Annotated in this window: 23 protein-coding genes; 18 read left to right on the top strand and 5 right to left on the bottom strand. The window is 40.5% G+C overall.

The genetic code is table 11. The features are described 5' to 3' along the window. The 5 genes from rnr to E1176_RS18830 all read left to right on the top strand — a co-directional run. Positions 1-2084: ribonuclease R (rnr, locus tag E1176_RS18850; RefSeq protein WP_155212600.1), on the top strand; the 2084-nt coding region annotated here is incomplete at its 5' end. A gap of 2 nt (positions 2085-2086) precedes the next feature. Further along, positions 2087-3061 carry a polyprenyl synthetase family protein gene (locus tag E1176_RS18845; RefSeq protein ID WP_155212599.1) on the top strand — a complete coding sequence of 325 codons (975 nt, stop codon included), beginning with the start codon at positions 2087-2089 and terminating at the stop codon, positions 3059-3061. A gap of 12 nt (positions 3062-3073) precedes the next feature. After that, on the top strand, positions 3074-3460 hold the full coding sequence (locus E1176_RS21310) for a rod shape-determining protein (protein ID WP_185152881.1): 387 nt from the start codon (positions 3074-3076) through the stop codon (positions 3458-3460). A gap of 62 nt (positions 3461-3522) precedes the next feature. Continuing rightward, positions 3523-4065, top strand: coding sequence for a TPM domain-containing protein (locus tag E1176_RS18835; RefSeq protein WP_155212597.1), 543 nt, complete (start codon positions 3523-3525; stop codon positions 4063-4065). Between the two features lie 102 nt (positions 4066-4167). Next, entirely contained in the window at positions 4168-4542 is a 375-nt protein-coding gene (locus E1176_RS18830; RefSeq protein WP_155212596.1) for an EF-Tu C-terminal domain-related protein, read from the top strand. A gap of 29 nt (positions 4543-4571) precedes the next feature. Here the strand turns inward: E1176_RS18830 and E1176_RS18825 are convergent, their stop codons facing one another. Continuing rightward, the gene (locus E1176_RS18825) at positions 4572-4829 is read right to left on the bottom strand and encodes a sigma factor-like helix-turn-helix DNA-binding protein (RefSeq protein ID WP_155212595.1); all 258 of its coding nucleotides are present in this window, start codon (positions 4827-4829) and stop codon (positions 4572-4574) included. A 225-nt stretch (positions 4830-5054) separates the two neighbouring features. On the opposite strand from E1176_RS18825, the gene E1176_RS18820 reads away from it, so the two are divergent. From E1176_RS18820 to E1176_RS18810, 3 genes are all read left to right on the top strand, one after another. Further along, positions 5055-6320, top strand: coding sequence for a sensor histidine kinase (locus tag E1176_RS18820; RefSeq protein ID WP_155212594.1), 1266 nt, complete (start codon positions 5055-5057; stop codon positions 6318-6320). Further along, positions 6313-6999, top strand: coding sequence for a response regulator transcription factor (locus tag E1176_RS18815; RefSeq protein ID WP_155212593.1), 687 nt, complete (start codon positions 6313-6315; stop codon positions 6997-6999). The genes E1176_RS18820 and E1176_RS18815 overlap by 8 nt, the downstream gene beginning before the upstream one ends. Positions 7000-7090: 91 nt before the next feature. Further along, a complete protein-coding gene (locus E1176_RS18810; protein WP_155212592.1) occupies positions 7091-10294 on the top strand; it encodes a TonB-dependent receptor in 3204 nt (1067 codons plus the stop codon). A 45-nt stretch (positions 10295-10339) separates the two neighbouring features. Here E1176_RS18810 and E1176_RS18805 read toward each other — a convergent pair whose 3' ends face one another. Further along, the gene (locus E1176_RS18805) at positions 10340-10615 is read right to left on the bottom strand and encodes a TIGR03643 family protein (RefSeq protein ID WP_155212591.1); all 276 of its coding nucleotides are present in this window, start codon (positions 10613-10615) and stop codon (positions 10340-10342) included. A 40-nt stretch (positions 10616-10655) separates the two neighbouring features. Between E1176_RS18805 and E1176_RS18800 the strand changes: the two genes are divergently transcribed. The 6 genes from E1176_RS18800 to E1176_RS21305 all read left to right on the top strand — a co-directional run bounded on the left by E1176_RS18800 (position 10656) and on the right by E1176_RS21305 (position 15876). Continuing rightward, entirely contained in the window at positions 10656-10790 is a 135-nt protein-coding gene (locus E1176_RS18800) for a DUF2256 domain-containing protein (RefSeq protein WP_185152880.1), read from the top strand. After that, positions 10730-11359 (top strand): hypothetical protein, encoded by a 630-nt coding sequence (locus tag E1176_RS18795; RefSeq protein ID WP_185152882.1) that lies wholly within the window; start codon positions 10730-10732, stop codon positions 11357-11359. The genes E1176_RS18800 and E1176_RS18795 overlap by 61 nt, the downstream gene beginning before the upstream one ends. A 124-nt stretch (positions 11360-11483) precedes the next feature. Further along, positions 11484-12707 carry an ATP-grasp domain-containing protein gene (locus E1176_RS18790; protein WP_155212589.1) on the top strand — a complete coding sequence of 408 codons (1224 nt, stop codon included), beginning with the start codon at positions 11484-11486 and terminating at the stop codon, positions 12705-12707. 19 nt (positions 12708-12726) lie between these two features. Then, the gene (locus tag E1176_RS18785; protein ID WP_155212588.1) at positions 12727-14721 is read left to right on the top strand and encodes a hypothetical protein; all 1995 of its coding nucleotides are present in this window, start codon (positions 12727-12729) and stop codon (positions 14719-14721) included. Beyond that, positions 14715-15710 (top strand): alanine racemase, encoded by a 996-nt coding sequence (gene alr / locus E1176_RS18780; protein ID WP_281349588.1) that lies wholly within the window; start codon positions 14715-14717, stop codon positions 15708-15710. The genes E1176_RS18785 and alr overlap by 7 nt, the downstream gene beginning before the upstream one ends. Continuing rightward, positions 15676-15876: an alanine racemase C-terminal domain-containing protein gene (locus tag E1176_RS21305; RefSeq protein ID WP_484494461.1), complete on the top strand. Its 201-nt coding sequence runs from the start codon at positions 15676-15678 to the stop codon at positions 15874-15876. Before alr ends, E1176_RS21305 begins: the two co-directional genes overlap by 35 nt. Positions 15877-15880: 4 nt before the next feature. Here E1176_RS21305 and E1176_RS18775 read toward each other — a convergent pair whose 3' ends face one another. After that, positions 15881-17197: a serine aminopeptidase domain-containing protein gene (locus tag E1176_RS18775; protein WP_185152879.1), complete on the bottom strand. Its 1317-nt coding sequence runs from the start codon at positions 17195-17197 to the stop codon at positions 15881-15883. Between the two features lie 159 nt (positions 17198-17356). Between E1176_RS18775 and E1176_RS18770 the strand changes: the two genes are divergently transcribed. Continuing rightward, positions 17357-18112: a LytR/AlgR family response regulator transcription factor gene (locus E1176_RS18770; protein WP_155212586.1), complete on the top strand. Its 756-nt coding sequence runs from the start codon at positions 17357-17359 to the stop codon at positions 18110-18112. Between the two features lie 55 nt (positions 18113-18167). Continuing rightward, the gene (locus E1176_RS18765; RefSeq protein ID WP_185152878.1) at positions 18168-19226 is read left to right on the top strand and encodes a PA0069 family radical SAM protein; all 1059 of its coding nucleotides are present in this window, start codon (positions 18168-18170) and stop codon (positions 19224-19226) included. A 9-nt stretch (positions 19227-19235) separates the two neighbouring features. Here E1176_RS18765 and E1176_RS18760 read toward each other — a convergent pair whose 3' ends face one another. Then, on the bottom strand, positions 19236-20147 hold the full coding sequence (locus tag E1176_RS18760; protein ID WP_155212585.1) for a LysR family transcriptional regulator: 912 nt from the start codon (positions 20145-20147) through the stop codon (positions 19236-19238). A gap of 282 nt (positions 20148-20429) precedes the next feature. Between E1176_RS18760 and E1176_RS18755 the strand changes: the two genes are divergently transcribed. Both E1176_RS18755 and msrA read left to right on the top strand, forming a co-directional pair. After that, positions 20430-21371, top strand: a complete 942-nt coding sequence (locus E1176_RS18755) for a DMT family transporter (RefSeq protein ID WP_155212584.1) — start codon at positions 20430-20432, stop codon at positions 21369-21371. A 72-nt stretch (positions 21372-21443) separates the two neighbouring features. After that, on the top strand, positions 21444-22112 hold the full coding sequence (msrA, locus tag E1176_RS18750; protein WP_155212583.1) for a peptide-methionine (S)-S-oxide reductase MsrA: 669 nt from the start codon (positions 21444-21446) through the stop codon (positions 22110-22112). A 7-nt stretch (positions 22113-22119) separates the two neighbouring features. Here msrA and lysA read toward each other — a convergent pair whose 3' ends face one another. Further along, on the bottom strand, positions 22120-23352 hold the full coding sequence (gene lysA, locus E1176_RS18745; protein ID WP_155212582.1) for a diaminopimelate decarboxylase: 1233 nt from the start codon (positions 23350-23352) through the stop codon (positions 22120-22122). Positions 23353-23526: the final 174 nt, after the last annotated feature.

Below are 23526 nucleotides of genomic sequence, written 5' to 3'. Positions count from 1 at the left end.
CCTCCCTCCTCAACGCCCACATCGACAGGGCCTACACACCAAAGCAGGTGATAAAAAAACTAGGTTTTAGAAGATCAGATTACAACAAGCAGATTCCTGCTGTTTTAAATCAGATGGAAAAAGAAGGTAAAATTCAGCGCATTGCTAATGGTGGCTATAAAACCACCCGTGAGCCTGAGTTTGTAACGGGTAAAGTCGATCATGTAAATCCTCGCTTTGCCTACGTGCTCACCCCGGAAGGTGAAGACGATATTTATGTGAAAACCCAAGACCTTAAATACGCGGTCGATGGTGATATAGTGCGCGTAGTACTGCACTCAAAAACTTCCGGCAAAAAACCAGAAGGCAAAGTACTTGAAGTTGTAGAAAGAGGTCGTGAAGAAATTGTAGGTCGAATTGAGTTTTCACCACGATTTGCCTTCGTAATGCCTGATAATAGAAAGCTTCATCAGGACATATTCGTACACCTCGACTCGACAAACGGGGCCAAACACAACGATAAGGTAATTGTAAAGATCACCGAGTGGCCTGATAATGACAAAAGCCCCGAGGGCACGATCACAAGAGTTTTAGGGCAGGCTGGTGACAATGAGGCAGAGATTCACTCTATCATGGCTGAGTTTGACCTGCCTTTTGAGTTTCCTCAGCATGTGCTGGACGAGGCCGAAAAAATCAGTGAAGGCATCACAGAAGATGAGATCAAAAAGCGAAGAGACTATAGAGATATTCTCACGTTTACCATCGACCCGGAAGATGCCAAAGACTTTGATGACGCCATTTCTTACCAGGAGCTAGACAATGGTAATTATGAGATAGGTGTTCATATTGCCGATGTTACACATTATGTAATACCAAATACGGTATTAGAAAAAGAAGCCATACACCGCGCTACTTCCGTTTACCTTGTAGACAGAACGGTGCCCATGCTTCCGGAACGATTATCTAACCAATTGTGCTCACTCAGGCCCAGAGAAGATAAATTGACTTTTGCAGCAATCTTTGAAATAGATAAAGATGCCAATGTGAAGAAAGAATGGTTTGGAAGAACCGTGATCCACTCAGACCGTAGGTTTACCTATGAAGAAGCACAGGCAGGAATCGAGACCGGTATTGGTGATTATGCCAAAGAACTTCAAACGATAAATGACCTGGCAAAGCGCTTAAAAACTAAGCGATTTGCTCACGGGGCTGTCAATTTTGAGAGTACCGAGGTAAAGTTTAAGCTCGATGAAAACGGCAAGCCATTAGGCGTAATACCTAAAGTAAGACGTGATGCGCACAAGCTTATAGAAGAGTTTATGCTGATGGCTAATAAGCAGGTCGCAACTTATGTTTATAAGTTGAAAGAGGGTAAAGACAAAAAGGATAGAAACACCTTTGTATATCGAACCCACGACTTCCCCGACCCGGAAAAGATTGATACTTTCTCACTTTTTGCCAAACGTTTTGGCCATGAGCTAAACACAGACCGAGGATCAATATCCAAATCGCTCAACAAGCTGATGGATACCATTACTGGGCAACCTGAAGAGAATGTCTTGCAGCAATTAGCCATTCGCGCTATGGCAAAAGCCAAATACACTACCGAGGCAATGGGTCATTTTGGCTTGGCCTTCGATCACTACACACATTTTACCTCACCAATCAGGCGTTACCCGGATATGATGGTGCATCGCTTACTACAGCACTACCTCGACCAAGGTAAGTCTGTAAGTAAAGACGACTATGAGGAGAAGTGCATGCACTCTTCAGACCGAGAGAAACGCGCTGCTGAAGCCGAGCGGGCATCTATCAAATACAAGCAGGTAGAGTTTATGCAGAGTGTAGAAGATAAGGTATTTGAGGGTATTATTTCGGGCGTTACCGAATGGGGCATTTTTGTAGAGATCATCGAAACAAAATGCGAAGGCATGGTGCGTCTGGTTGACCTGAGTGATGATTATTACGAATTTGACGAAAAAAACTATCGCGTTATTGGTAGGAAAAACAAGCGGATGTTTACTTTAGGCGATAAGGTAAACGTGACTGTAAAAGACACCGATATCGATAAACGAACTATAGACCTGGAATTTGCCGAAGATTAATCATGCTGATTACTGATAAAAAACTAGTAAAACTCATCGAAAAAGAGGGTAAAGATTTTGACTACGGATCTCACCCCAAAGAACTATACCAGCCCATTAAATACATTATGAGTTTGGGGGGCAAACGCCTGAGGCCCTTACTTACTATCATGGGTTATTCGCTGTTTAAAGATGATGTTGAATATATCATAAAGCAGGCGCTCGCAGTTGAGGTCTTTCACAACTTCACCCTCATGCATGATGATATTATGGATCAGGCCCCTTTGAGAAGAGGTAAGCCAACTGTCCACGAAAAATGGAATGCCAACACGGCTATACTTTCAGGAGATGTAATGCTGGTGAAGGCTTATGAAATGCTTATGCATGGCAACGGCTTCAACCAGGAGATTTTTGATAAGTTTAACCAATGTGCTGCCGAAGTATGCGAAGGGCAGCAACTGGATATGATTTTTGAAGATCGTAAAACTGTTGGGGTAGATGAGTATATCGAAATGATTAGACTCAAAACCGCAGTGCTTTTAGGCTTTAGCCTTGAACTTGGTGGTATTTTGGCAGACACTTCTGAGAAAAACAAAAAAGCGCTACGACAATTTGGTCAAAATATTGGTGTAGGCTTTCAACTCAAAGACGACCTGCTCGATGTGTATGCCGATAAAGACAAGTTTGGCAAACAGGTAGGTGGTGACATCATTGCCAACAAAAAAACCTTTTTGTTGATAACCGCGCTCAAGCAGGCCAAAGGCAAGCACAAAACTGCCCTCAATAATTGGTTGAAGAAAGATGACTTCAAGCCGGAAGAAAAGGTGGCCGCTGTAACGGAAATTTACAACGAGCTAGGCATTAAAGAGCAAACAGAGCAGCAGATGAACCACTACTTCGACAAGGGCTTGAAAGCACTCAAAAAAGTAGAAGCCCCATTGATCAGAAGAGGTAAACTAAGATCATTTGCCGAAAAGCTTATCGATAGAGAAAAATAGTTGAAGCGGCTCGTGATTCGACTATTTAAGAAAGTTCAGATTCATGTAAAATTCTATCGTAATGAGATAGAAGTGACTAGAGTTGATACAAATAGATGCATTAAGCGAAGTACTAATCACTTATTTTCAACTGATCGATTAGTAATTGCAGATTTCCATAATGCCGAATATCATTTGACCTCGCTTATTAAGGAATTAATGGAAGGCAAAAGTATGGTAATTAACAAACTTATAATGATAATGCAACAAATGATTGAATACCCAGACGGACTTTCAGAAACAGAAAAACGGGCACTAAGAGATCTTGCAGAACACGCTGGTGCTGTGGAAGTTTATGTGTTGGACCATTCCAAAGAAATAAATAATCAAAACCTGCAAGACTTAATAAATAAAAACTGACTGCAGCTTAATCGCAAATATCAAAGCTCGCTGGGTAGTTCACCCAATCTCCTCCTGAACTTATGAATAAGATATTTAATGTTTTATGCCTGATTATACTATTATCTACCAGCATTTCCTCTTGTCAAGGCAAACAGTCTAATGAGCAAAATAAGCTTGACTGTCCCAATGTGCCGAAATTAGTTGGACGGATTAATGACTATGCTGACCTCCTTTTACCAGAACAAGAGGAAGAGCTGACAAACAAGCTCGAAAAACTAGAAACTGATATTGGTTCACAGGTAGTCGTTTTAACTATCAACTCATTAGGTGAAGAAAGTATAGAGGAATATTCCCTCCGGGTAGCTAATTGCTGGATGATTGGGAGAAGCGGTGATAATGACGGACTTTTAATTGCTGTGGCCCTACAGAACAGGAAAATGAGAATTGAAGTAGGCTATGGTCTGGAAAAAATAATTAAAGACCACACAGCAAAAAATATTATTGTCAACGACATGACACCGAAGTTTAGGGAGCAAGATTACTTTGGAGGATTACTTTCGGCTACAAATAAAATTGACAGTCTCATAAGATCAAATGTTGACTTAATTGGTGAACAACCTTAATAAAGAACAACCGCCCGATGGATAATAAAATTGAGACATTTGCAACTCTATGCAGCTTAGTTGATCTTGACAGAGACATGCAGGTATTATAATGTTTCTGACTTGGATAAGATAACAGAGTATATCCTTAATCATTATAATAAAGAATTTAACAAGGTGGACTTTATTGCCGAGCTTCAATATTTATCAACTGAAAACGGTGGGCGAGAAACACCAGCAAAATCAGGTTATCGACCACAAATTAAATTTGATTTTGACGAAATGCAGACTTCCGGACAACAAACATTTATTGATCGAGAAACTGTAAATCCAGGTGAGAAAGTGAGAGCGAAAATAAAGATTGTTTCCACAGATTATTTTACGCGTACTTTGATCGAAGGAATGGAATTCGAATTTAGGGAAGGAGCAATGAAAGTCGGTACAGGTAAAATAGAACATATCGTGAACAAAAAATTAGAGAAAAGTAGCAGGGACTGAAACTTATTTTCAGACTTATACAACCTTCATCACCTCAATCTACTCAACTGGTATTTTCTAATTCTGTCCCTCATTATTTTTAAGGCTTTTCCCAACTGGGCTTCAACCATAGATGGCGACATGTCTAATAAATGACCAATTTCCTGACTGGTAAAACCGTCAATTTTATGAAGTCTGTAAATGAACTTACTATTCTCAGGGAGCCCCTCGTAGGCATTTTCATAAACCGATTTAAGATCCTCAAAAAGTATCCCTCCCTGTTTCTGACTTTCTTCCGCTCTAATCATTGTTCTTTAATCGATTTCAATTTACGAGTGCAATGGTCATTAAAATCCGCTTTTCACCCAACCATAGCCAGTTATCAAATTTTTAAGTTATCCGTACATTTCTTAACATACCATGAGATTTACCTAAGCTTTTAAAGCTTTCAGCCTAAATAGCAGGAGCATAGTTTTTGTTAACGACTTGTTAAATACAGGTTTCATATAAATGCAATAGCTTAAATTTGAATTATGACGCGTACTACAATTCGTGTGTTAATAATCATGGCTATTTTGAGTATAGTGGGTATCACCATCACTCAGGTCTATTGGTTTAGGCGCGCCTTCAACACAGAGCAGCAGCAGTTTAATCGTGATGTAAATGTGGCACTATTTAATGTTGCCAATCAATTCTTTAAAATCAACAAAGCTGCCATTCCTGCCAATAACCCTATCAAGCAGCTGTCTACCAACTATTACGTGGTAATGATCAATAATGAGATTGATGCCAATTTGCTGGAGTTTCTGCTCACGGCAGAGTTTGAAAAAAGAAACATTGAAGCCGATTTTGAATACGGTATTTATGACTGCACCAGCGACAAAATGGTCTACGGCAGCTATGTATCGATGGATGAGGCAAAACCAAAAAATGACGATGCTTCCCTGCCCAAGTGGGAGAATCAAAACTATTATTTTGGCGTACAGTTTCCCAATGAGGTATCAATCATCACTGACCGTATGGAAGTTTGGGTTTTCAGCTCAACAGTACTGTTGGTAGTCATTATTTTCTTTGCTTCAGCTTTGTTTGTTATACTCAAACAGAGGCGGCTTAGTGAGGTCCAAAAGGACTTTATTAACAATATGACGCATGAGTTTAAAACACCCATATCTACCATAGCCCTTTCTGCAGAAGTACTAAAAGACCCGGCCACAGCTAGTGATGTCTCGCGTATGACCAGCTATGCAAATATCATAGAGACAGAAAACCAAAGGATGAAAAAGCAGGTGGAGCGTGTTTTACAAATGGCCAGTGTTGATAATGATGAAGTGGTTCTGTGTGAGGACCTATTAGATGCCCATCAGCTGATCACAGAAGTAGTAAAGGATCTCAACATGAGACTGGAAGAGCATGAGGCTGAGGTCACGTTGCAGCTAAATGCTACAAACACAACCATAAAGGCCGATCAATTACACCTAAGAAATGTACTTCACAACCTAATCGACAATGCCATTAAATATACTAAGGGACAACCTTTAGTAACAATTAGCACCCGTAATGCCACAAACACCATTTGCATCGGTATTTCTGATAATGGTATCGGTATTCCCACTGATCAGCAAAAGAAGATTTTTGAGAAATTTTATCGTGTGCCAACAGGTAATGTCCATAATGTAAAGGGCTTCGGTCTGGGTTTAAATTATGTGCAACATATAGTTAAAGCACATCATGGCAAGATCGATCTGGACAGTAAGATAAATAAAGGGAGTATATTTAAAATCACTTTAAAAAATGCATAAAATACTGCTGGTAGAAGATGATCCTAACCTCGGGTTGGTTATAAATGATAACCTCACACGCAATGGCTATGCGGTAACGCTGGCCACAGATGGTAGCTCTGCCTGGGATGCATTTAAATCAAACCAATATGACCTCTGCATTCTTGATGTAATGCTTCCGCAAAAAGATGGATTTACATTAGCCAAAGATATTCGTAATAAAAATACAGCTGTTCCTATACTCTTTCTCACGGCCAAATCTATGGAAGAAGACCGGCTCAATGGCTTCAAATCGGGTGGTGATGATTATATTACAAAGCCTTTTAGCATGAAAGAGCTGATTTTTAGAATAGAAGTATTCCTTAAACGATCAGCCAAGCCACAGGATAACGATATCGATTTTACGATCGGACAATATAAGTTTGATTACCAAAACCTTCAGCTTCACATTGCAGATCATATACAGACACTCACACAAAAGGAGGCTAACTTATTAAAACACCTTTGTGAGCACCAGGGCCAGGTGGTAAAAAGAGCCGAGATACTTGAAGCCGTCTGGGGATCAGATGACTACTTTTTAGGCCGAAGTATGGATGTTTTTATATCAAAACTTAGAAAGTACCTTCAAAAAGACCCCTGCATTCAAATAAAAAACATTCATGGGGTGGGTTTTCAGTTAGAAATTAACCTAGGTGTTTAAACATCTATTGAGTAATTTATCTAGCTTTGCGCCAATTTAAATAACCCAATAATTTTTGTATTTTACTCTTTCTTATCAAAAGATCACAAGCATGAAGAAAATTCTACTGTTATGTATTACTCTAGTCGTATGCATGAGTGCTTCTTGGGCACAAGGTGTAACTACGGCTTCCATCCGCGGCCAGATTGTTGATGGCAATGGCGAAGGACTTCCGGGTGCAACGGTTATTGCACGGCACGAGCCAACAGGTACTGTTTATGGTACATCTACCCGACCTGACGGCCGTTACAATCTGCCAAACTTGAGAATTGGCGGCCCATATACTGTTAAGGCAACTTATATCGGTTACAGTGAGCAGCTTAGAGATCAGATCAACCTACTTTTAGGTCAGGTTTTGGAAATTAATTTTGAAATGGCTGAAGACATCACTACGCTTGGAGAAATTGTAATCTCAGGAGATAATGAAACTTTTAATGGTGACCGCACTGGTTCTGCAGTAGCTTTTGACAATAGCGAGATCAGAAAGCTGCCTACCATCACTAGATCAGCTCAAGATATATACAGATTAACACCTTCTTCTGATGGCAATTCCTTTGGAGGAAGAAACGACCAGTTTAATAACTTTTCTCTGGACGGGTCAATTTTCAATAATCCGTTTGGATTAGATGCTGCTACTCCGGGTGGTCAAACTGATGCTCAACCGATATCTCTTGACGCTATTGCACAAATACAGGTAGCAACTGCGCCATATGACATCACACAGTCAGGTTTTACGGGAGCATCTGTAAATGCTGTAACTAAAAGTGGTACAAACAATGTATCAGGTACAGTCTTTGGTTTCTACAGATCAGACGCACTCACAGGAAGCAAAGTTGATGGAGAAGACGTATTTGTTCCGGATTTGACTCAACTTCAAACTGGCTTTAGTATTGGAGGCCCTATCGTTAAAGACAAAGTGTTCTTCTTTGCTAATACCGAAATTGAAAGAAGAGATAACCTGGGCTCAAGCTTTTTTGCTGCAAGACCGGGCCTCACAGGTAACAATGTTTCGAGAGTTACAGCTGCAGATTTAGAAACAGTTGCTGCGGAACTAAGAGATGTAGGATATGAGCCTGGACCTTATGAAGGTTACACGCACGAAACGAAAAACGAAAAAGGTATAGTAAAGATCGACTGGAACATCAACGATAAAAACACCTTAACTGCCACTTACAATTTCTTAAATGCATCAAGAGAAATACCGGCTAACCCTACTGCCATTGGTCGTAGAGGGCCTGATGCCATTACATTACAATTCTTTAACTCAGGCTATAGAATCAATAACAAAATTAATTCCGGGTTACTCGAATTGAAAAGCATCATCAGCAACAAAGCGTCTAATAAATTTCAAATCGGTTATTCTGCCTTCAATGATAGCAGAGATCCATTCAGTGCACCATTTCCAGTAATAAACATTAATAAAGACGGTGTACGATACATTGTGGCCGGTCACGAACCATTCTCAATTAACAATAGGCTGGATCAATATGTGTTTCAGATTACCAACAACTACGAAATGTATCTAGGTGACCACACAGTAACGGTTGGTGCAAACTTTGAGCGCTTTGACTTTGACAACTCATTTAACCTAAATGCCTATGGGGGTACGTTTGGACCTGGCTTCGCATCAGTAGCAGATTTTGTTGCCTATGCAAATGATCCTGCTGGTTTAGCTGCCGATGCGGCTGCAGCGCAGGCTACATTTGATTCAAATAACGCAAATGATACTTGGGGATTGGCAGAATCAACGATTGGGCAGTTTGCTTTGTATGCCCAAGATCGTTTTGAGGTTACAAACAACTTAACACTTACTTACGGTTTGAGAATGGATCTTCCACTTTATTTTGATACAGAAGACAAAGTGTTGGAAAACATCGAGAGAAAAGGAGGAGAAGTACCTACTGGTACTTATGCGCCTGATGTAGACTACTATGATGAAGATGGCAATGTAGTTAAATATGACCAAACTGAGCTACCAGATCAGACTCCACTTTTATCTCCTAGAGTTGGTTTTAACTGGGATGTAAATAATGATAAATCTCTGCAGATAAGAGGTGGTACAGGTCTTTTTACAGGTCGTCTTCCATTTGTATGGATTGGTAACCAGGTAGCAAACCCCGATTTCTTTTTTAGAACAACTACAGATCCGGATTTTAAATTTCCTAGAGTATGGAGATCAAGTTTAGGAATAGATAAAGACTTTGGTAAAGGGTTGGTAGCAACATTAGACCTATCTTATACTAAGGATGTAAATGCACAATATGTAATTAATGCCGGACTTGATACACCTTCTGGAAACTTAGCGGGTGTCGATAACAGATCAGCCTATGTACCTGCTGATAAATCAGTAGGACCTTTTGGTGGGCCAGTAAATGCGTATGTGTTTACAAATACTGATTTAGGTAGAAGCTTTAATCTAACTGCTGAGGTGAAGAAAAATTTCACTAATGGTCTTTTCGCAACGTTTGCCTATAATTTCTTAGATGCTAAAGATGCAAGTTCTTTAAGAGCAGAAATCACTAGTGATATTTTTGACTTAAATCCTCAGTTAAATAATGTCAACAATGCCAAGCTTTCTAATTCTATTTACGGTAATCGTCATAGGTTTGTAGGTACAGCCAACAAAACTTTTGAATACGGAAATGGAAAGTGGGCAACTACGCTGTCTTTATACTATGAGTATGCACAAGGAGGAAGGTTTAGCTGGACCTACTCAGGTAACATCAATGATGATGCATCAGCAAACAACGATTTGATATACATACCTACAGATAATGAAATAGATCAAATGAATTTTCTGGAAGCTGATGCAGACGGAGATGGTAATATAGACAATACGGCCGGAGCACAAAGAAATGCCCTTAAAGCATTTATTGCTCAGGATGATTATTTAAGTGAAAATAGAGGGTCTTATGCAGAAAGAAATGCCCAATTAAGCCCTTGGTTTTCAAGGTGGGATTTCAGATTGCTTCAAGATTACAACTTAAATAATGGTCATACCATTCAGTTTAGTCTAGATATTTTAAATATTGGTAACCTCATTTCTTCTAGTTGGGGTGTGAGACAATTACCAACAACATCACAACCAATTGGAGTTGTAAACACAGTTGATGCAGCTGGAAACCCGGTATATGTTCCAGGCGGAGACGGTGCTCCTATTTACACTTTTGACCCTGACATTACAGATTCATTCACGCCAAATACCGACCTTGTATCAAGATGGCAGTTACAATTTGGTTTAAGATATAGTTTCTAAAAAATTAGAGCTGAAACGAAAAAGGCTGCCAATTGGCAGCCTTTTTTATCGCTTAGAAATTTTATTTCCTGAAATATTTCTTTGTCTCGAGCTTTTAAATCGTTCGGGGTCTTCTTTACCATAAGCTCTGTGTTTGGTCTTTCTGCCTTGCACGCGCTTTCTCCACATTTTAAAACTAGAAGGTTTCATCTCAGTACGCATGAGCTTAATCGTATCGGCTTCTGATAAACCAAATTGTGCTTCTATAGCATCAAAAGAGGTTCTGTCTTCCCAGGCCATCTCAATAATTCTGTCTCTTTCTCTCTCTGATAAATCTTTCATAGACTAATAACCAGACTTACAGACTCAATGTTATTTTTACGTGGCACACAAAAAACCTCATCTTCCCGAAAAAATTTGTCCGGTATGTGGCAGACCGTTTAGCTGGCGCAAAAAATGGAAAGACTCCTGGGAAGATGTGAAATATTGCAGCGAAAAATGCCGAAGAAACAAATGATCGGTCATATAGGAATAGATTACGGCTCTAAGCTCGCTGGTACTACAGCGATCTGCTTTGCCGACTCAAACAACAAAATTAGCATCGGGCAAAGTGCCAATAAACAAGATGCCGACCGGTTCATTATTGATTTTTGTCAATCTCATAAGCCTTCATCAGTTTATATCGATGCACCCTTAAGTCTTCCTGCTGTTTATAAAAATCCGGCTGTCGAAGAGTCCAATTTCTTTTATCGCCAGGCAGATATTGAAGCCAGGGCCATGTCTCCTCTCTTTTTGGGTGGCCTCACTGCCCGCGCCATGAAGCTAAATCGGGACTTAAAATCTCTGCCATTTTATGAGGTTTATCCTAAGTTGTTAGTCACCACCTTAGACTTGAAGGTTTTTTATAAAAAAGACATCACTCATTTCCTTGAGGGCCTTTTTCAAAAGATACACTTACCAAATCTACCACAGTGCGACAACTGGCACCAGGTAGATGCTTTGCTGGCTTTTATAAGCGGCATAAGGCATGTCAATAAGCAACACATAAGTATCGGCACACCTTCTGAAGGGGTCATTTTCGCTTAACATTGATACAAACCGTTGTAAAACCGAGATTAAAGCCGGTTTTTCTCTATAAAACCTTAAACATTTTTGGTTTTACCCCCTTTATACTTTATACTCTTAGTGAACCAAAAATTTCTAAAAAACTATGGCACAATGTTTTGCACTCATGGGTTGGAGCTTACCTGTGATAGAAAGTATGCAAAAGCTCAACAAACCGTTTGTAGTAGTTTCATTCCCTGACTTCGAAAGTTATGCCAGGGACAATAATATACCTTTCGTATCCTACCAGTTTGATGAGTGGAGTGACACCTCCAATGCCATAGACCTTGCAGAAAAACTAAAACCATTTAATGCCGATGTTGCCGTACCTCTCTTTGAGGAAACTGTAGAGTGGGCCGGTGCTTTAAATAGCATCTACCGCAATGATCCACGCGTGCTCAATAGAGCTTTTCTTTTTAGAAATAAAACTATGATGAAAAGAAAGGCTTTGATTGGTGGTTTGCGCGTTGGCTTGTTTGAAGAAGTACATAGCAAAGAGCAGGTAAAAAGCTTTATGAAAAGATTGAATGAAGCCAACCTACAGCTCGAAGGAGAAGACGACAGCTGGGTGCATATCAAACCATTTGCCTCTGCAGGTACAGTAGGCCACAGATTGCTCAGGTCAATGAGCGATATAGATGAGAAGGTACAGGACAGTGATTTCCCATGCCTGGCAGAAAGCCACCTTTCGGGTAGAGAGTTTTCTTGTGAAGCTTTCGTGCACGGAGGTAAAATAAAGTTCTTAAATATTACCGAGTATGTAAAACTGGGTTATTCTAATTTCATACCTGAAGGCCACTATCTCAATAGCAAGAGAGAGCTTATTCATAAGCACATGCAAAAGCTGGTAGATATCTTCGGCATAGAATATGGCATGATCCATCCTGAGTGGTTCTTAACCGAAAACGATGAACTCAGTTTTGGAGAAGTAGCATGCAGAATACCGGGTGGCCACATTTTAGAGCTTTCTGGTAAAGCCTGGGGCTATGATGCATTAGCAGCATTTGTACTTTGCCATGATCCGAATCTTTCTGAAGATGAGCTAAAGTCTATACTGCCGGACGACAGTCAAAAACCAGAAAATCACTACGGTAATGTGATGATTTACCCACATAAAAAGCAGTTTTCTAAGCTGGAAATACCAGAAGAGTTAACAGAAGAGCCTTACTTTGTAGACCATACATTGGTACCTCCATTGTCTACACAAAAGATTAGTGACGATCGTGAAGGCTTTGGTAATCATTTCGGTACGATTAACTTCAAAGGTGAAGATCCGGATCGTATGACCGAATTATTAAAACATTATGAAAACGTAGACTTCTACGTATAAAAAAGGAGTTTTGTAATTAATGACAGAAAGTTTGACGGAAAGAGCATTTGATCATTTCGAAGAAGCCATCAATGCGCTTAGAGAAGCCACAAGTTTAACAAAGGCCGACAAAGCAAATAAATTGGTGAGCCAGATAGACCAAATAGCTCATAGTGAAGAAGGCATACAATATTTATATAAAAAATCCCCCGTGTTGGTAAAACTGGGGGTTTTTGATAATACCGCTTGGGCAGAACCAGAAAAGCTCGTGCCTCAGCTTGTAAACGGCACACTAAAAGCGGGTACGCCTCATTCAAGTTTTGAAATACTTAGCGAACTGCGCATGCTTTCTATTGCTTTGGGCGATAGTAAACATAAGGCTATGTCGAAAAAAGATGCAGCCACTTTTCTGGAAGAAGTACTCGTTCATAACCTGGAATTCGTATTCGAATCTCTCAATGAAGAAACCCGCTCAGCAATGAGCGCACTGGAGCAAAAAAAAGTATTTGGTCTGTTCAAATATTTACTCTCAAAGTCAGACCTGCAAGGTATCAAAGACAAGCTGGCTGAAGAGATTACGCTCATTTGCGAGCAGCGACCGATTGTTACCAGCAAGGCACGTGAAATTATTAAGCTTGTAAAAGAAAAGATTGAGTTAGATACAAGCAAAGAAACGGACGCTAAGCTAGCTTTCTATATCGATGCCATTTACCACCCCTCTGAAGCGGTAAGAAAACATGGTACGCAGGAGAAATACAACTCATACTTACAGTCAGCCAACGATCAGGAATTGGCCATTGAGTCTGATAGCCTGGGTAAAGCGATGCGGTCGAGTGGTTTGGTGAGTAGCTTTCATGCTATTTTACTTGAGCATCTCAGCGAGCAAAACCTTGATGAGCATCTTCCAAAAGCGCTTGGTCTTAATGACACGGGTAAGGCTGAGTTTGTAAAGCATAAAAAGGAAATCAAAAAACTCATCCATTACATTGTGCACCCTGACAATGCTCAGTGTGTGTATGGTTTGAGCCGAATGTTAGAGAAAGGCCTTTTTTCTCGACAGGCTGTGCGAGCAGGCCTGGATAATATTAAACGCATTAGGCTACACAGTGAGGTAGAAAAAAACATCATCAAGTCAATTGCTCATCCGGGTGAAAATATCAGTGCATTACAATATTTGATAGGCGCGCTTATTCGTGTGCTCGGCCAGCCATTGGGTGTCGGGCAGGGCAATAACCCCACCTGCCAGTCGGCAAGAGGGATAAGCATGTGGAGCCAACACGCCCCGGCCAAACTCATAAACATGGTGATTACTGCGGCCACGCTTAATAACCTTTCTTTCCGCTTTGAAGGAAAAGAAATAGAAGCCGATAAACTCGGTCATGGCTTAGTAAAGCAAATGGATTTTAGTCTTGATGCGGTTTCAGTGGTACTTGTCCCGCTTTTAGACAAGATCTATAATGAAATGATGAAGCTGGCCGCGGGCAGAGAAGATGACCCGCACAAGTGGGTAAACCCTGCCATGTACGGACAATGGATACAGATTGGCTTTGCCTCAGTTTATAATTATTTGCTCAACGCCATTCAGGATTATGAAGGTTTTATAAAGATATTATATGCGTCTTGTCACCCTGATTATAACGGGCACCACAGACTTGTCTACCCAAACCCGGTAGGCATTTTCATCACCTCCTCCCGAGGCGACATGATAGGTTTTCATGCGGTGTCGCTTCTAAGAGTGAGAAAAGACAATGAAGGTGTGATGAGGGCTTACTTTCTTAACCCGAACAATGAAGGCCGACAAGATTGGGGGCAGGATATAAAACCTGCTGTGATGGGCAACGGAGAAAAACCTGGTGAATCTTCACTACCTTTTAACCAGTTTGCCTCTCGCATTTACGCTTTTCATTATAATACTTTGCAAGCCACGGATCACCTCAATGAAGTGCCGAAAGAAATTGTAAAAGAAGTTAAAAAACTAGCCCAGGATAGTTGGGGCCGATCATATACCTGGAACGAAATTCCCAGACAATGGTAAAACATTCATCTCGCATATACCTTAAGCAGTCTGCTTTAAAAAGTAATTTCAATTTTCTAAGAAGGAAAGTGGGTGATGATACACGCATATCTTCCGTAGTAAAAGCCAATGCTTATGGCCACGGAATAGAAACCTTTGTGCCCATGGCAGAAAAATGCGGTATCAGCCATTTTTCGGTGGCTTCAGCTTTTGAGGCAGAGGAAGTTTTAAATGCTTGCTCTCCAAAATCGAAAATAATGATCATGGGTATACTTTATGAGGAAGATATACCCTGGGCGATTGAGCATGAGATTGAATTTTATGTATTTAATTATGATAAGCTAGAAAAGGCTTGTAAAGCCGCCAAGTCAATTGGTAAACCGGCACATTTACATATAGAAGTAGAAACCGGGGCCAACCGCACAGGTATGAATGCCAAAGAGTTTTCTAAAACACTTACCTATCTAAAAAAACATAAGAAGCACTTAGTATTTGAGGGACTTTGCACTCATTTCGGTGGGGCCGAAAGCCTTTCTAATCAGTTTAAAATAGATGCGCAGCACAAGCGCTATAAAGAATTTTTGAAAGAGTGTAAAGCAAAAAAGTTGCTCCCTAAATACCGACATATTGCTTGTTCTGCTGCTGCGCTGGCCATGAAAGACACAGTTTACGACATGGTGCGTATAGGAGTCGCACAATATGGTTTTTGGCCAAGCCCTGATATTTATTACCTACACCTGCAGGAAGTCGATAAAAAATCTGATGGGAATGCCCTTAAGCGTATTTTTAATTGGAAAACCGACATCATGGATATCCGCCATGTGAATGCCGGTGAGTTTATAGGTTATGGCACTGCTTTTCAGGCAACACAAGATATGCGCATTGCAGTTATGCCCCTTGGCTATTCAAATTGGCTATCCCCGAGCCTTGTCAAATCGAGGTCAGGTACTCATCGGTGGCAAGAAAGCACCAATAGTGGGCCTGATCAATATGAACCTCTTCATGGTTGATATCTCGCACATCAAAGATGTTGCTGTTGGTGATGAAGTGGTGCTTGTAGGCCGCCAAGGCAAGCAGTTGATTAATATTGCTTCGTTTACCAATTTCACTCAACTGCTTAATAACGAAATGCTCAGTAGGCTTCCTGCTGCCATCCCGAGGGAGGCAGTGAAGTAGAGCCTTAATCGAGCTTTGCCAATTCACGAGCAAAGTCGATTATCACACCGCTAATTTTATCTTCCCACTTGCCCGGCTTGCCATTAAAGGAATCTTCGGGGTTTTCATGGATAGCATTCCAATGGTCGAGGCCCTCATAGCGGTATAACTCATGATCTTTATGCCCGTTCGCCTCTAATATATCTATGATCATGTCATTGTCATCATCTGACATAATCCAGTCATTGGTACCTCTTATAATTCTCACCGGCACCTCGATTTCTTCCCAGGCCTTCGCAAAATTGAAGTCCTGAACTTCATGATAATAAGCGACTGGCCTACCGTACATATGCGCTTCACTATGGTAATTGTGCGCTTTAAGGTGAGGCTTTTCTCTGATCACTTCAGCGTACGATTTCTTTTCTATCAGCATGCCATAATAAAGTGGTATGTAAGCTTCATTCATCAACTGTGAAACCTCCATTGGCGTTTTGCCTTGCATCAACTTTATCCTTCTTTCAATTTCCAGCATGTGTTCAAACCACGTTTTCACAAAAGTACCATCGGAGATAACTCCCTCTGCTCCCATTTCATTGGCCATATAAGGCGCCAATGCGCTACCCATGCTAGAGCCATAAATGATGATGTTGGTGGAATCTACTTTATCATGATTTTTTAAACTTTGGTATGCTGCTTTAAATGCTGCAATGTCCTGATAGAAGGTGCTTTCACCACAATGGCCGTTACTGTCGCCTACTCCTGGTTTTTCTACCCGCATCACAACCATCCCTGACTTAGTCGCTATATCGCGCAAAACGCGTGTCCAACCTGTTTCATTTCTACCGGGATAGACTTCAATTGATGAGCAACTCAATCCGCCTAAAATAATAAGCCCGGGTAACTGCTGAGAGAGATTTTCAGGATAAGTCGTAATAGTTCTGATCAGGTCTCCATAATTTGAAAGCACTTCACCATACACCACCTCAATATCTTTGTAAGACTCTTTTGCCAGCGCTGGGAGTGTCGCATGTATGGTTTGCAAATTACCATCGCGTGATACTACCAACTCTACTTCTTCACCTGCCCTTAAATCGTATTCTATATCACTCCACCGATCGGGGTCTTTAATAAGCTCACCATTTAGCCTTATAATTTTGTCCCCTGCTTGCAGTCCATTTTTAGCAAGTATATGATCTGAATCAACACTTTTTACCGAGGCACCAGCATGCACTCCATCAGGAAATGATATGGCAGCTCCGATGTCTGCTCTGCGTTTAAGCTCCTGACCAGTGCCAGTAAAAAATAATAAAGTAAGAAAAACGGTAATCGGTCCCTTGATCATAATATTCGTCATTTTTGGTTTCTTAAATACACGAAATTCAGGGTGCAGCATTTTGTCTTTTATGTCAACAACACTGCTTTCTATATGATCTACGAGTATATATCTACCAAATGACAGCTGGTCAGTAGCTTCAATTGAGGCTTTTTCGTATTATTAATTATGAAGCCACTCTACCTCTTCAAATCCAGAATAGCCACTCATGTGGCATTCTGGATTGTTTATTACATCGCATTTAGTCTTATATGGGCTAAAGACCAGGATTACTTGGCTTCCTTTTTTCTTGAGTTTATTCTTTTGCCGGTAAGAATCATGGCTGTCTATGTCACTATATATGTTTTGATACCCAAGTTGCTTACCAAAAGCTCATGGGTGAGGTTTCTTCTTGGATATGTCTCACTGATTGCTGTTTGTGGCGTGGTTCAAAGATTGATCAGCTATTATTTTTATGAAGGTATATTTATTGAAACCGGAGCTCCGCTGTTTGACTCATCTTCCTATCTAAGGGCCATCATATTAATAAACACAACGGTAGTATTTGTTGCAGCCATAAAGATTACGCAGCTCTTGTTTACAGAAAAAGATCGGGTAAAGTATTTGGAAAAACTGCTCGAAGACCGACCTGACACGTATGTGGAAGTAAGGTCTGACAAACGCATTCACCGGGTAGAAGCCGATTCTATTTTATATGTAGAGGGTTTGGGCAATTATGTGAGATTTGTGCTGAAGGATAAAAAACTAATCAGCTATAGCAGTATGCGAGATGTAGAACAAACATTGCCTGACAATTTTTTACGCGTTCATAAATCATTTATTATTAACAAAAACCACATCAGTTCATACAACCACGAAGATATTCAGGTCGATGATCAATTTATTCCTATAGGCAGGTCGTACAAAAATGCAGTGAATATCTAGGCTCAATATTACTATTTTATTTAGTTTTTACTAATTATTTTAGTATTTTTGTTCTGTGGAAGGAGAAGAATATCATAAAGGCAGGGGTGCTCAAATTAAAACGGATAATCCATTTTTTAAGCAACGGCATACGCTTGACATACCAGAAGCTGTTGATGAAGACCCTACTCTTGATCGACCCAAAACCCAAATACTATTTGAGTATCCGAAAAATGTGGTTAATAAAGTCGATAGTGTTGATGTGGGCATGGATTTTTCTTTGAATCCTTACCAGGGTTGTGAACACGGCTGCATTTATTGTTATGCCAGAAACAGCCACGAATATTGGGGCCATGATGCCGGGTTAGGATTCGAAACTAAAATAATCGTTAAGAAAAATGCCCCCCAACTGCTTGAGCAAAAGCTCCTAAGTAAAAACTGGAGACCGCACCCTATAGTACTTTCAGGCAATACGGATTGCTATCAGCCATTAGAGAAAAAATTTAAGCTTACGCGTCAGTTGCTTCAGGTTTTTAATAAATACAAGCATCCGGTGGGCATTATCACCAAAAACACATTGGTTTTAAGAGACATTGACCTGCTCGAGGAGTTAGCAAAAGACAATCTCGTACGCGTTATATTTTCGATCACCACGCTGGATGAAAAACTAAGGAGCGTGATGGAACCGCGGACAGCGAGTGCAGCCAAGAAGTTAAAAGCTATTAAAACACTTACAGAAAGAGGCATTTCTGTATCGATCATGAATGCTCCTATCATACCTGGCCTTAATCATCATGAGATCCCGGCAGTAATTAAAGCAGCAGCAGAACATGGCGCTGTATCCGCAGGCTACACCATCGTCAGGCTCAATGGGTCGATAGGAACGATCTTCGAAGATTGGTTGAGAAAAAACTTTCCGGATCGGTTTGATAAAGTTTGGAATCAAATCAGGGAAGCTCATGGCGGCAAAGTGAATGACAGTAGGTTCGGGACACGAATGCGTGGTGAAGGCAAATTGATGGAATCGATCAATCAGCTATTTAATGCATCAAAAAAGAAATATCTTGGCAATAGACAATCACCGACATTAGACACTAGTAAGTTTAGAAGAAATGGCAACTACCAGTTATTCTAAAACAATATACTAATAGCTCAAAGCTGGTTTACAAACGCCTCCTATATTACACTTTAGATGATCGATGAAGTTCTCAATATATTGAGGGGGCTCAGATTGTTTAAGAGTAAGTGCATACCACGTTCTAAATAAACCCTTCTTAGTAACCGGAACTACCGCCAATCGCTTGTCATGTAAATATGGCTCTACTATCCATTTCGCAATCACCTTCACACCCATTCCCGCCTTCACCATCTCGAGCGCTGCTTCTGTAATTTGAATGGCAGTTACTTTTTTCGGTTTTACATTTTCGGGAATAAGCACCCTTCTGAAAACAGTCACGGAGTCCAACGGAAAAGAATGAATGATCATACTTTCGCTTTCAAAATCCTGAGCTTTTACATATTTACGACCAGCCCACGGGTGGTCAGCAGGAACTACAGCAAGTAGTTCATCGGTAAATAACTCTGTGGTTCTAATGTTGGGATTATCTACATACCCACTGGCTATAGCCAAATCCAGTTTTCCATTTAGAATATTGTTAACAGGATCATTGGCTGTTTCTGGTGATATTTCTATTTCTACATTAGGAAACTCACGGTTAAAATCTACCATCAATGAGGGCAACCAATGATAGCAGGTATAGCATTCGGTAGCTACACGCATACTTCCCTCATCACCTCCAATATATTTTTTTACGGCCTTTTCAGCTTTATCAATCTCTTTGAGCACACGCTCCGCTGACTGCAATACAATTTTACCAGCACCGGTAAGCACGAGCTTTTTATTTACACGATGAAAGAGTTGAGCGCCCAGCTGTGTCTCCAATTCCTTCAATTGATGACTTAACGCTGATTGTGATAAGTACAAGGTTTCCATGGCTTTGGTCAAGCTACCTTTCTCTGCCACAGCTTTGATGAGCCGTAAGTGTCTGACTTCCATTTGTATTAATTTATTTCATGAATATAAGAAAATATATTCATCCAATTAATAGAACGGTAAAATCGGCAAACCGTTTCACCACTTACACCAAATCTTTACTTCTATGCTCAATTTATTTTCTCTACTACTAATTCTGCCTGTTGAAATTGCCTGTCAATTTTTCGGTGGCAGTATACTGGCAGTTCTGCTAGTTTTATCAAGCAAGATTTCAGTCAGTGACACATACATTAACCTTCAGTCAAAGGCCATCGGGCACTCTTTCTATACCAAATAAAACCACTCATGAAAGCCAGAAACTTATTACTACTCCTTTTGTTAGCCTCATTGTGGGGGCCTTCATTTTTATTTATCAAAGTGGCGGTGACAACCATAAACCCTATAAGCTTAGCTGCTTTGAGAATAGGCATTGCAGCTATACTACTTGTCGTATTTCTCTACCTCAAAGGCGGTCGCCTCACTGCCTCCGCCAAATTTTGGAAGGACGTAACCATTGCAGGGTTTTTCGCTCACGCACTACCATTTGTTCTGATCAACTGGGGTGAGATTTATATTGCCAGTGGTTTGGCCTCGATCCTAAACGGACTCACGCCTTTATTTACCATTTTGGTAGCTCATTTTATGATAGAAGATGATAAAATGAATGCCGCCAAAGTTACAGGCACTTTGCTCGGCTTTGCCGGATTGTTTTTGCTGATCTCACCCAGTTTATCCTTAAATATGCAAGCCTCCATATTGGTCATAGTAGCGGTAAGTATTGGCGCCTTGCGCTACGGCATCGCCATGGTGTATGCTCGTAAAAACCTGAGTCACGCACCTCCTCTACACGCCCCTACAGCACAACTTTTAGTGGCTACAGTATATCTGGTGCCCCTTTCGCTTATTGTTGATGGTTATAGCGCCTATAACCTATTGGCGCTACCCTGGGAGGTAACAGGTTCAGTTTTGGCATTAGCGATTTTCGGTACAGCCATTGCCTTTGTGGTTTATTATAAGATTATAGAAGTGGCTAATGCCTCCTACCTGGCACTTGTCACTTATCTAATGCCCATATATGGCGTGGCACTAGGCATTTTATTTCTTAACGAAAGCCTATCATGGTATGCCATAGCAGGTGCGGGGCTTATTTTAACCGGACTTATGATCGCCAATAAAACCATCTCACTGAAAGTGTTGAGGCCTTCAAAAGGTATAAAACTGAGTACAGAGACAGATAAAACCTGCTAAGTGTCTTTAGGCATACAATTGAATTGAAACAATAAATCTGGTTAGGCAGTTTATATCGTAAATACATCAGTTATGAGAAAAATTGCCCTAACCAGATATTCCGTTTTTTTGGTCCTCCTCTTTACGTTCAGCGCATGCTCGGCTAAAGAGTCTGCAAAAAGGAACCCCTCAAAAGAACTAAACGCTGAAACCTTAGCTAAACTAGACACTGCTTACTTTGCCAGTGGCTGTTTTTGGTGTACAGAGGCCGTCTTTGAGCGTGTGGAAGGTGTTGAAGATGTGGTTTCCGGATATAGTGGCGGTTCATCCAAAAATCCTACTTACAAACAAGTGAGTGCTGGTTTAACAGATCATGCCGAAGCCGTGAGAGTATTATATGATCCTGATGTAGTCAGTTATAAGGATTTGGTTTATATCTTTTTTGGTTCTCACGATCCTACACAACTCAATAGGCAAGGACCGGATGTAGGTAAGCAATACCGATCGGCCATATTCTATACAACATCGTCAGAACAGTCTACCGCTAAAGCAGTAATGGAAGAGTTAGATAGCTCTGGAAAATACAAAAAGCCCATTGTAACAGAGATCACTGAGTTTTCAGCTTTCTATGAAGCAGAAGACTACCACCAGGATTATTACGATGCCCATCCAAATCAGCCTTACATCGTTTCTGTATCAAAACCGAAGGTTGAAAAGTTTATGAAAGAATTTAAAGATAAGCTAAAGGCCGAGTATAAGTAATAAAGGCCTACAAATCTATCACCACCTGATTTTTCAGTAGATCGTCCATGGTTTCGCGCTCTCTTATCAAGTGGGCTTTGCCTTTGTAAATCATAACTTCTGCCGGTCTGAATCGTGAGTTATAATTAGAGGCCATGCTAAAGCCATAAGCTCCGGCATTTTTTATCGCTAAAATATCGCCCTCTCTCACTTCATTGAGCTTACGATCCCAGCCGAAAGAATCCGTTTCGCAGATATAACCCACGATACTATATACACGTTGCGTGCCTTTAGGATTAGATACGTTCATTATTTCATGGTAGGCATCATACATCATCGGCCTCATCAAATGATTCATACCCGAATCTACACCGACAAATACGGTAGCTGGCGTAGTCTTAATTACATTTGACCTCACCAAAAAGTAGCCTGCCTCACTTACTAAGTACTTACCGGGCTCAAACCACATTTCAAGTTTTCTTCCATAGCTTTCACAAAACGTGTCAAAAGCCTTACCGAGTTTAACGCCAAGGTCATAAACGTTGGTGGTGATATCTCCTTGCTTATAACCTACTTTAAACCCACTACCAAAGTCGATAAACTGCAGATTTGGAAAGTCTCTGGCCACACCAAAAAGTATTTCTGCAATTTTCAGGAAGATTTCTGCATCCAGAATATCGGAGCCGGTATGCATGTGCAAGCCAACCACTTCAATATTATTGGTTTTTACTACACGCAACAGATGTGGCAACTGATAAATACTAATACCAAATTTAGAATCTACGTGGCCTGTAGAAATTTTAGTATTTCCACCCGCCATGATATGTGGGTTTAACCTTACACAGCAAGGTACTTTGTTATGATACTTGTGACCAAACTGTTCTAAAATGGAAATATTGTCAATATTAATGACCAATCCCATTTCTACACCTTCCTGAATTTCGTCAAATGAAACACAGTTCGGGGTGAAAAGAATGTCCTGAGGTTTGAAGCCGGCCTTTAATGCCATTTGTGCTTCCTGGATAGAAACAACATCAACACCAATGCCTTGTTGTTTCATTAACTTAAGTATAGATATGTTGGTTAACGCCTTTGCAGCGTATTTAATCCTTATCTTACGATCCGAAAAAGCATTTTTCAGACTCTGTAATTGAGTTATTATTTTGTCTGCATCGTAAACATAAACCGGTGAGTCAAACTCTTTAACTACATCGAGTAGTTTTACACCTTGTATCTGATAAGAATTGTTCTTAAGTTCCATATCTTTTCTTCAAAAGCTCAAATTTAAAGCTAAATACTAAATAAACTGCAAGGCATTTGGTAGGAGTTTGATGAATGGCAAAAGAGATGCTTGATGCACTTCATATTATTGATCTTAGATAAAAGCATCATTATATTCACTTAAACACAGGTTTGAAAAGATAAAGTCAATATT

Source organism: Fulvivirga aurantia, from assembly GCF_009711475.1.
Taxonomy (GTDB): Bacteria; Bacteroidota; Bacteroidia; order Cytophagales; family Cyclobacteriaceae; genus Fulvivirga; species Fulvivirga aurantia.
This window is presented reverse-complemented; position numbering and strand designations above follow the sequence as displayed.

What these genes read in the sequence shown, in the direction of transcription:
- E1176_RS18825 (WP_155212595.1), bottom strand. Translation starts at nt 4,829, where the DNA reads ATGATTAGAGCGGAAGAAAGTCAGAAACAGGGAGGGATACTTTTTGAG.
- E1176_RS18815 (WP_155212593.1), top strand. Translation starts at nt 6,313, where the DNA reads ATGCATAAAATACTGCTGGTAGAAGATGATCCTAACCTCGGGTTGGTT.
- E1176_RS18810 (WP_155212592.1), top strand. Translation starts at nt 7,091, where the DNA reads ATGAAGAAAATTCTACTGTTATGTATTACTCTAGTCGTATGCATGAGT.
- E1176_RS18845 (WP_155212599.1), top strand. Translation starts at nt 2,087, where the DNA reads ATGCTGATTACTGATAAAAAACTAGTAAAACTCATCGAAAAAGAGGGT.
- E1176_RS18760 (WP_155212585.1), bottom strand. Translation starts at nt 20,147, where the DNA reads ATGGAAGTCAGACACTTACGGCTCATCAAAGCTGTGGCAGAGAAAGGT.
- E1176_RS18790 (WP_155212589.1), top strand. Translation starts at nt 11,484, where the DNA reads ATGGCACAATGTTTTGCACTCATGGGTTGGAGCTTACCTGTGATAGAA.
- E1176_RS18755 (WP_155212584.1), top strand. Translation starts at nt 20,430, where the DNA reads ATGAAAGCCAGAAACTTATTACTACTCCTTTTGTTAGCCTCATTGTGG.
- alr (WP_281349588.1), top strand. Translation starts at nt 14,715, where the DNA reads ATGGTAAAACATTCATCTCGCATATACCTTAAGCAGTCTGCTTTAAAA.
- lysA (WP_155212582.1), bottom strand. Translation starts at nt 23,352, where the DNA reads ATGGAACTTAAGAACAATTCTTATCAGATACAAGGTGTAAAACTACTC.
- E1176_RS18770 (WP_155212586.1), top strand. Translation starts at nt 17,357, where the DNA reads ATGAAGCCACTCTACCTCTTCAAATCCAGAATAGCCACTCATGTGGCA.
- E1176_RS18820 (WP_155212594.1), top strand. Translation starts at nt 5,055, where the DNA reads ATGACGCGTACTACAATTCGTGTGTTAATAATCATGGCTATTTTGAGT.
- E1176_RS18805 (WP_155212591.1), bottom strand. Translation starts at nt 10,615, where the DNA reads ATGAAAGATTTATCAGAGAGAGAAAGAGACAGAATTATTGAGATGGCC.
- msrA (WP_155212583.1), top strand. Translation starts at nt 21,444, where the DNA reads ATGAGAAAAATTGCCCTAACCAGATATTCCGTTTTTTTGGTCCTCCTC.
- E1176_RS18835 (WP_155212597.1), top strand. Translation starts at nt 3,523, where the DNA reads ATGAATAAGATATTTAATGTTTTATGCCTGATTATACTATTATCTACC.
- E1176_RS18795 (WP_185152882.1), top strand. Translation starts at nt 10,730, where the DNA reads ATGGAAAGACTCCTGGGAAGATGTGAAATATTGCAGCGAAAAATGCCG.
- E1176_RS18775 (WP_185152879.1), bottom strand. Translation starts at nt 17,197, where the DNA reads ATGATCAAGGGACCGATTACCGTTTTTCTTACTTTATTATTTTTTACT.
- E1176_RS18785 (WP_155212588.1), top strand. Translation starts at nt 12,727, where the DNA reads ATGACAGAAAGTTTGACGGAAAGAGCATTTGATCATTTCGAAGAAGCC.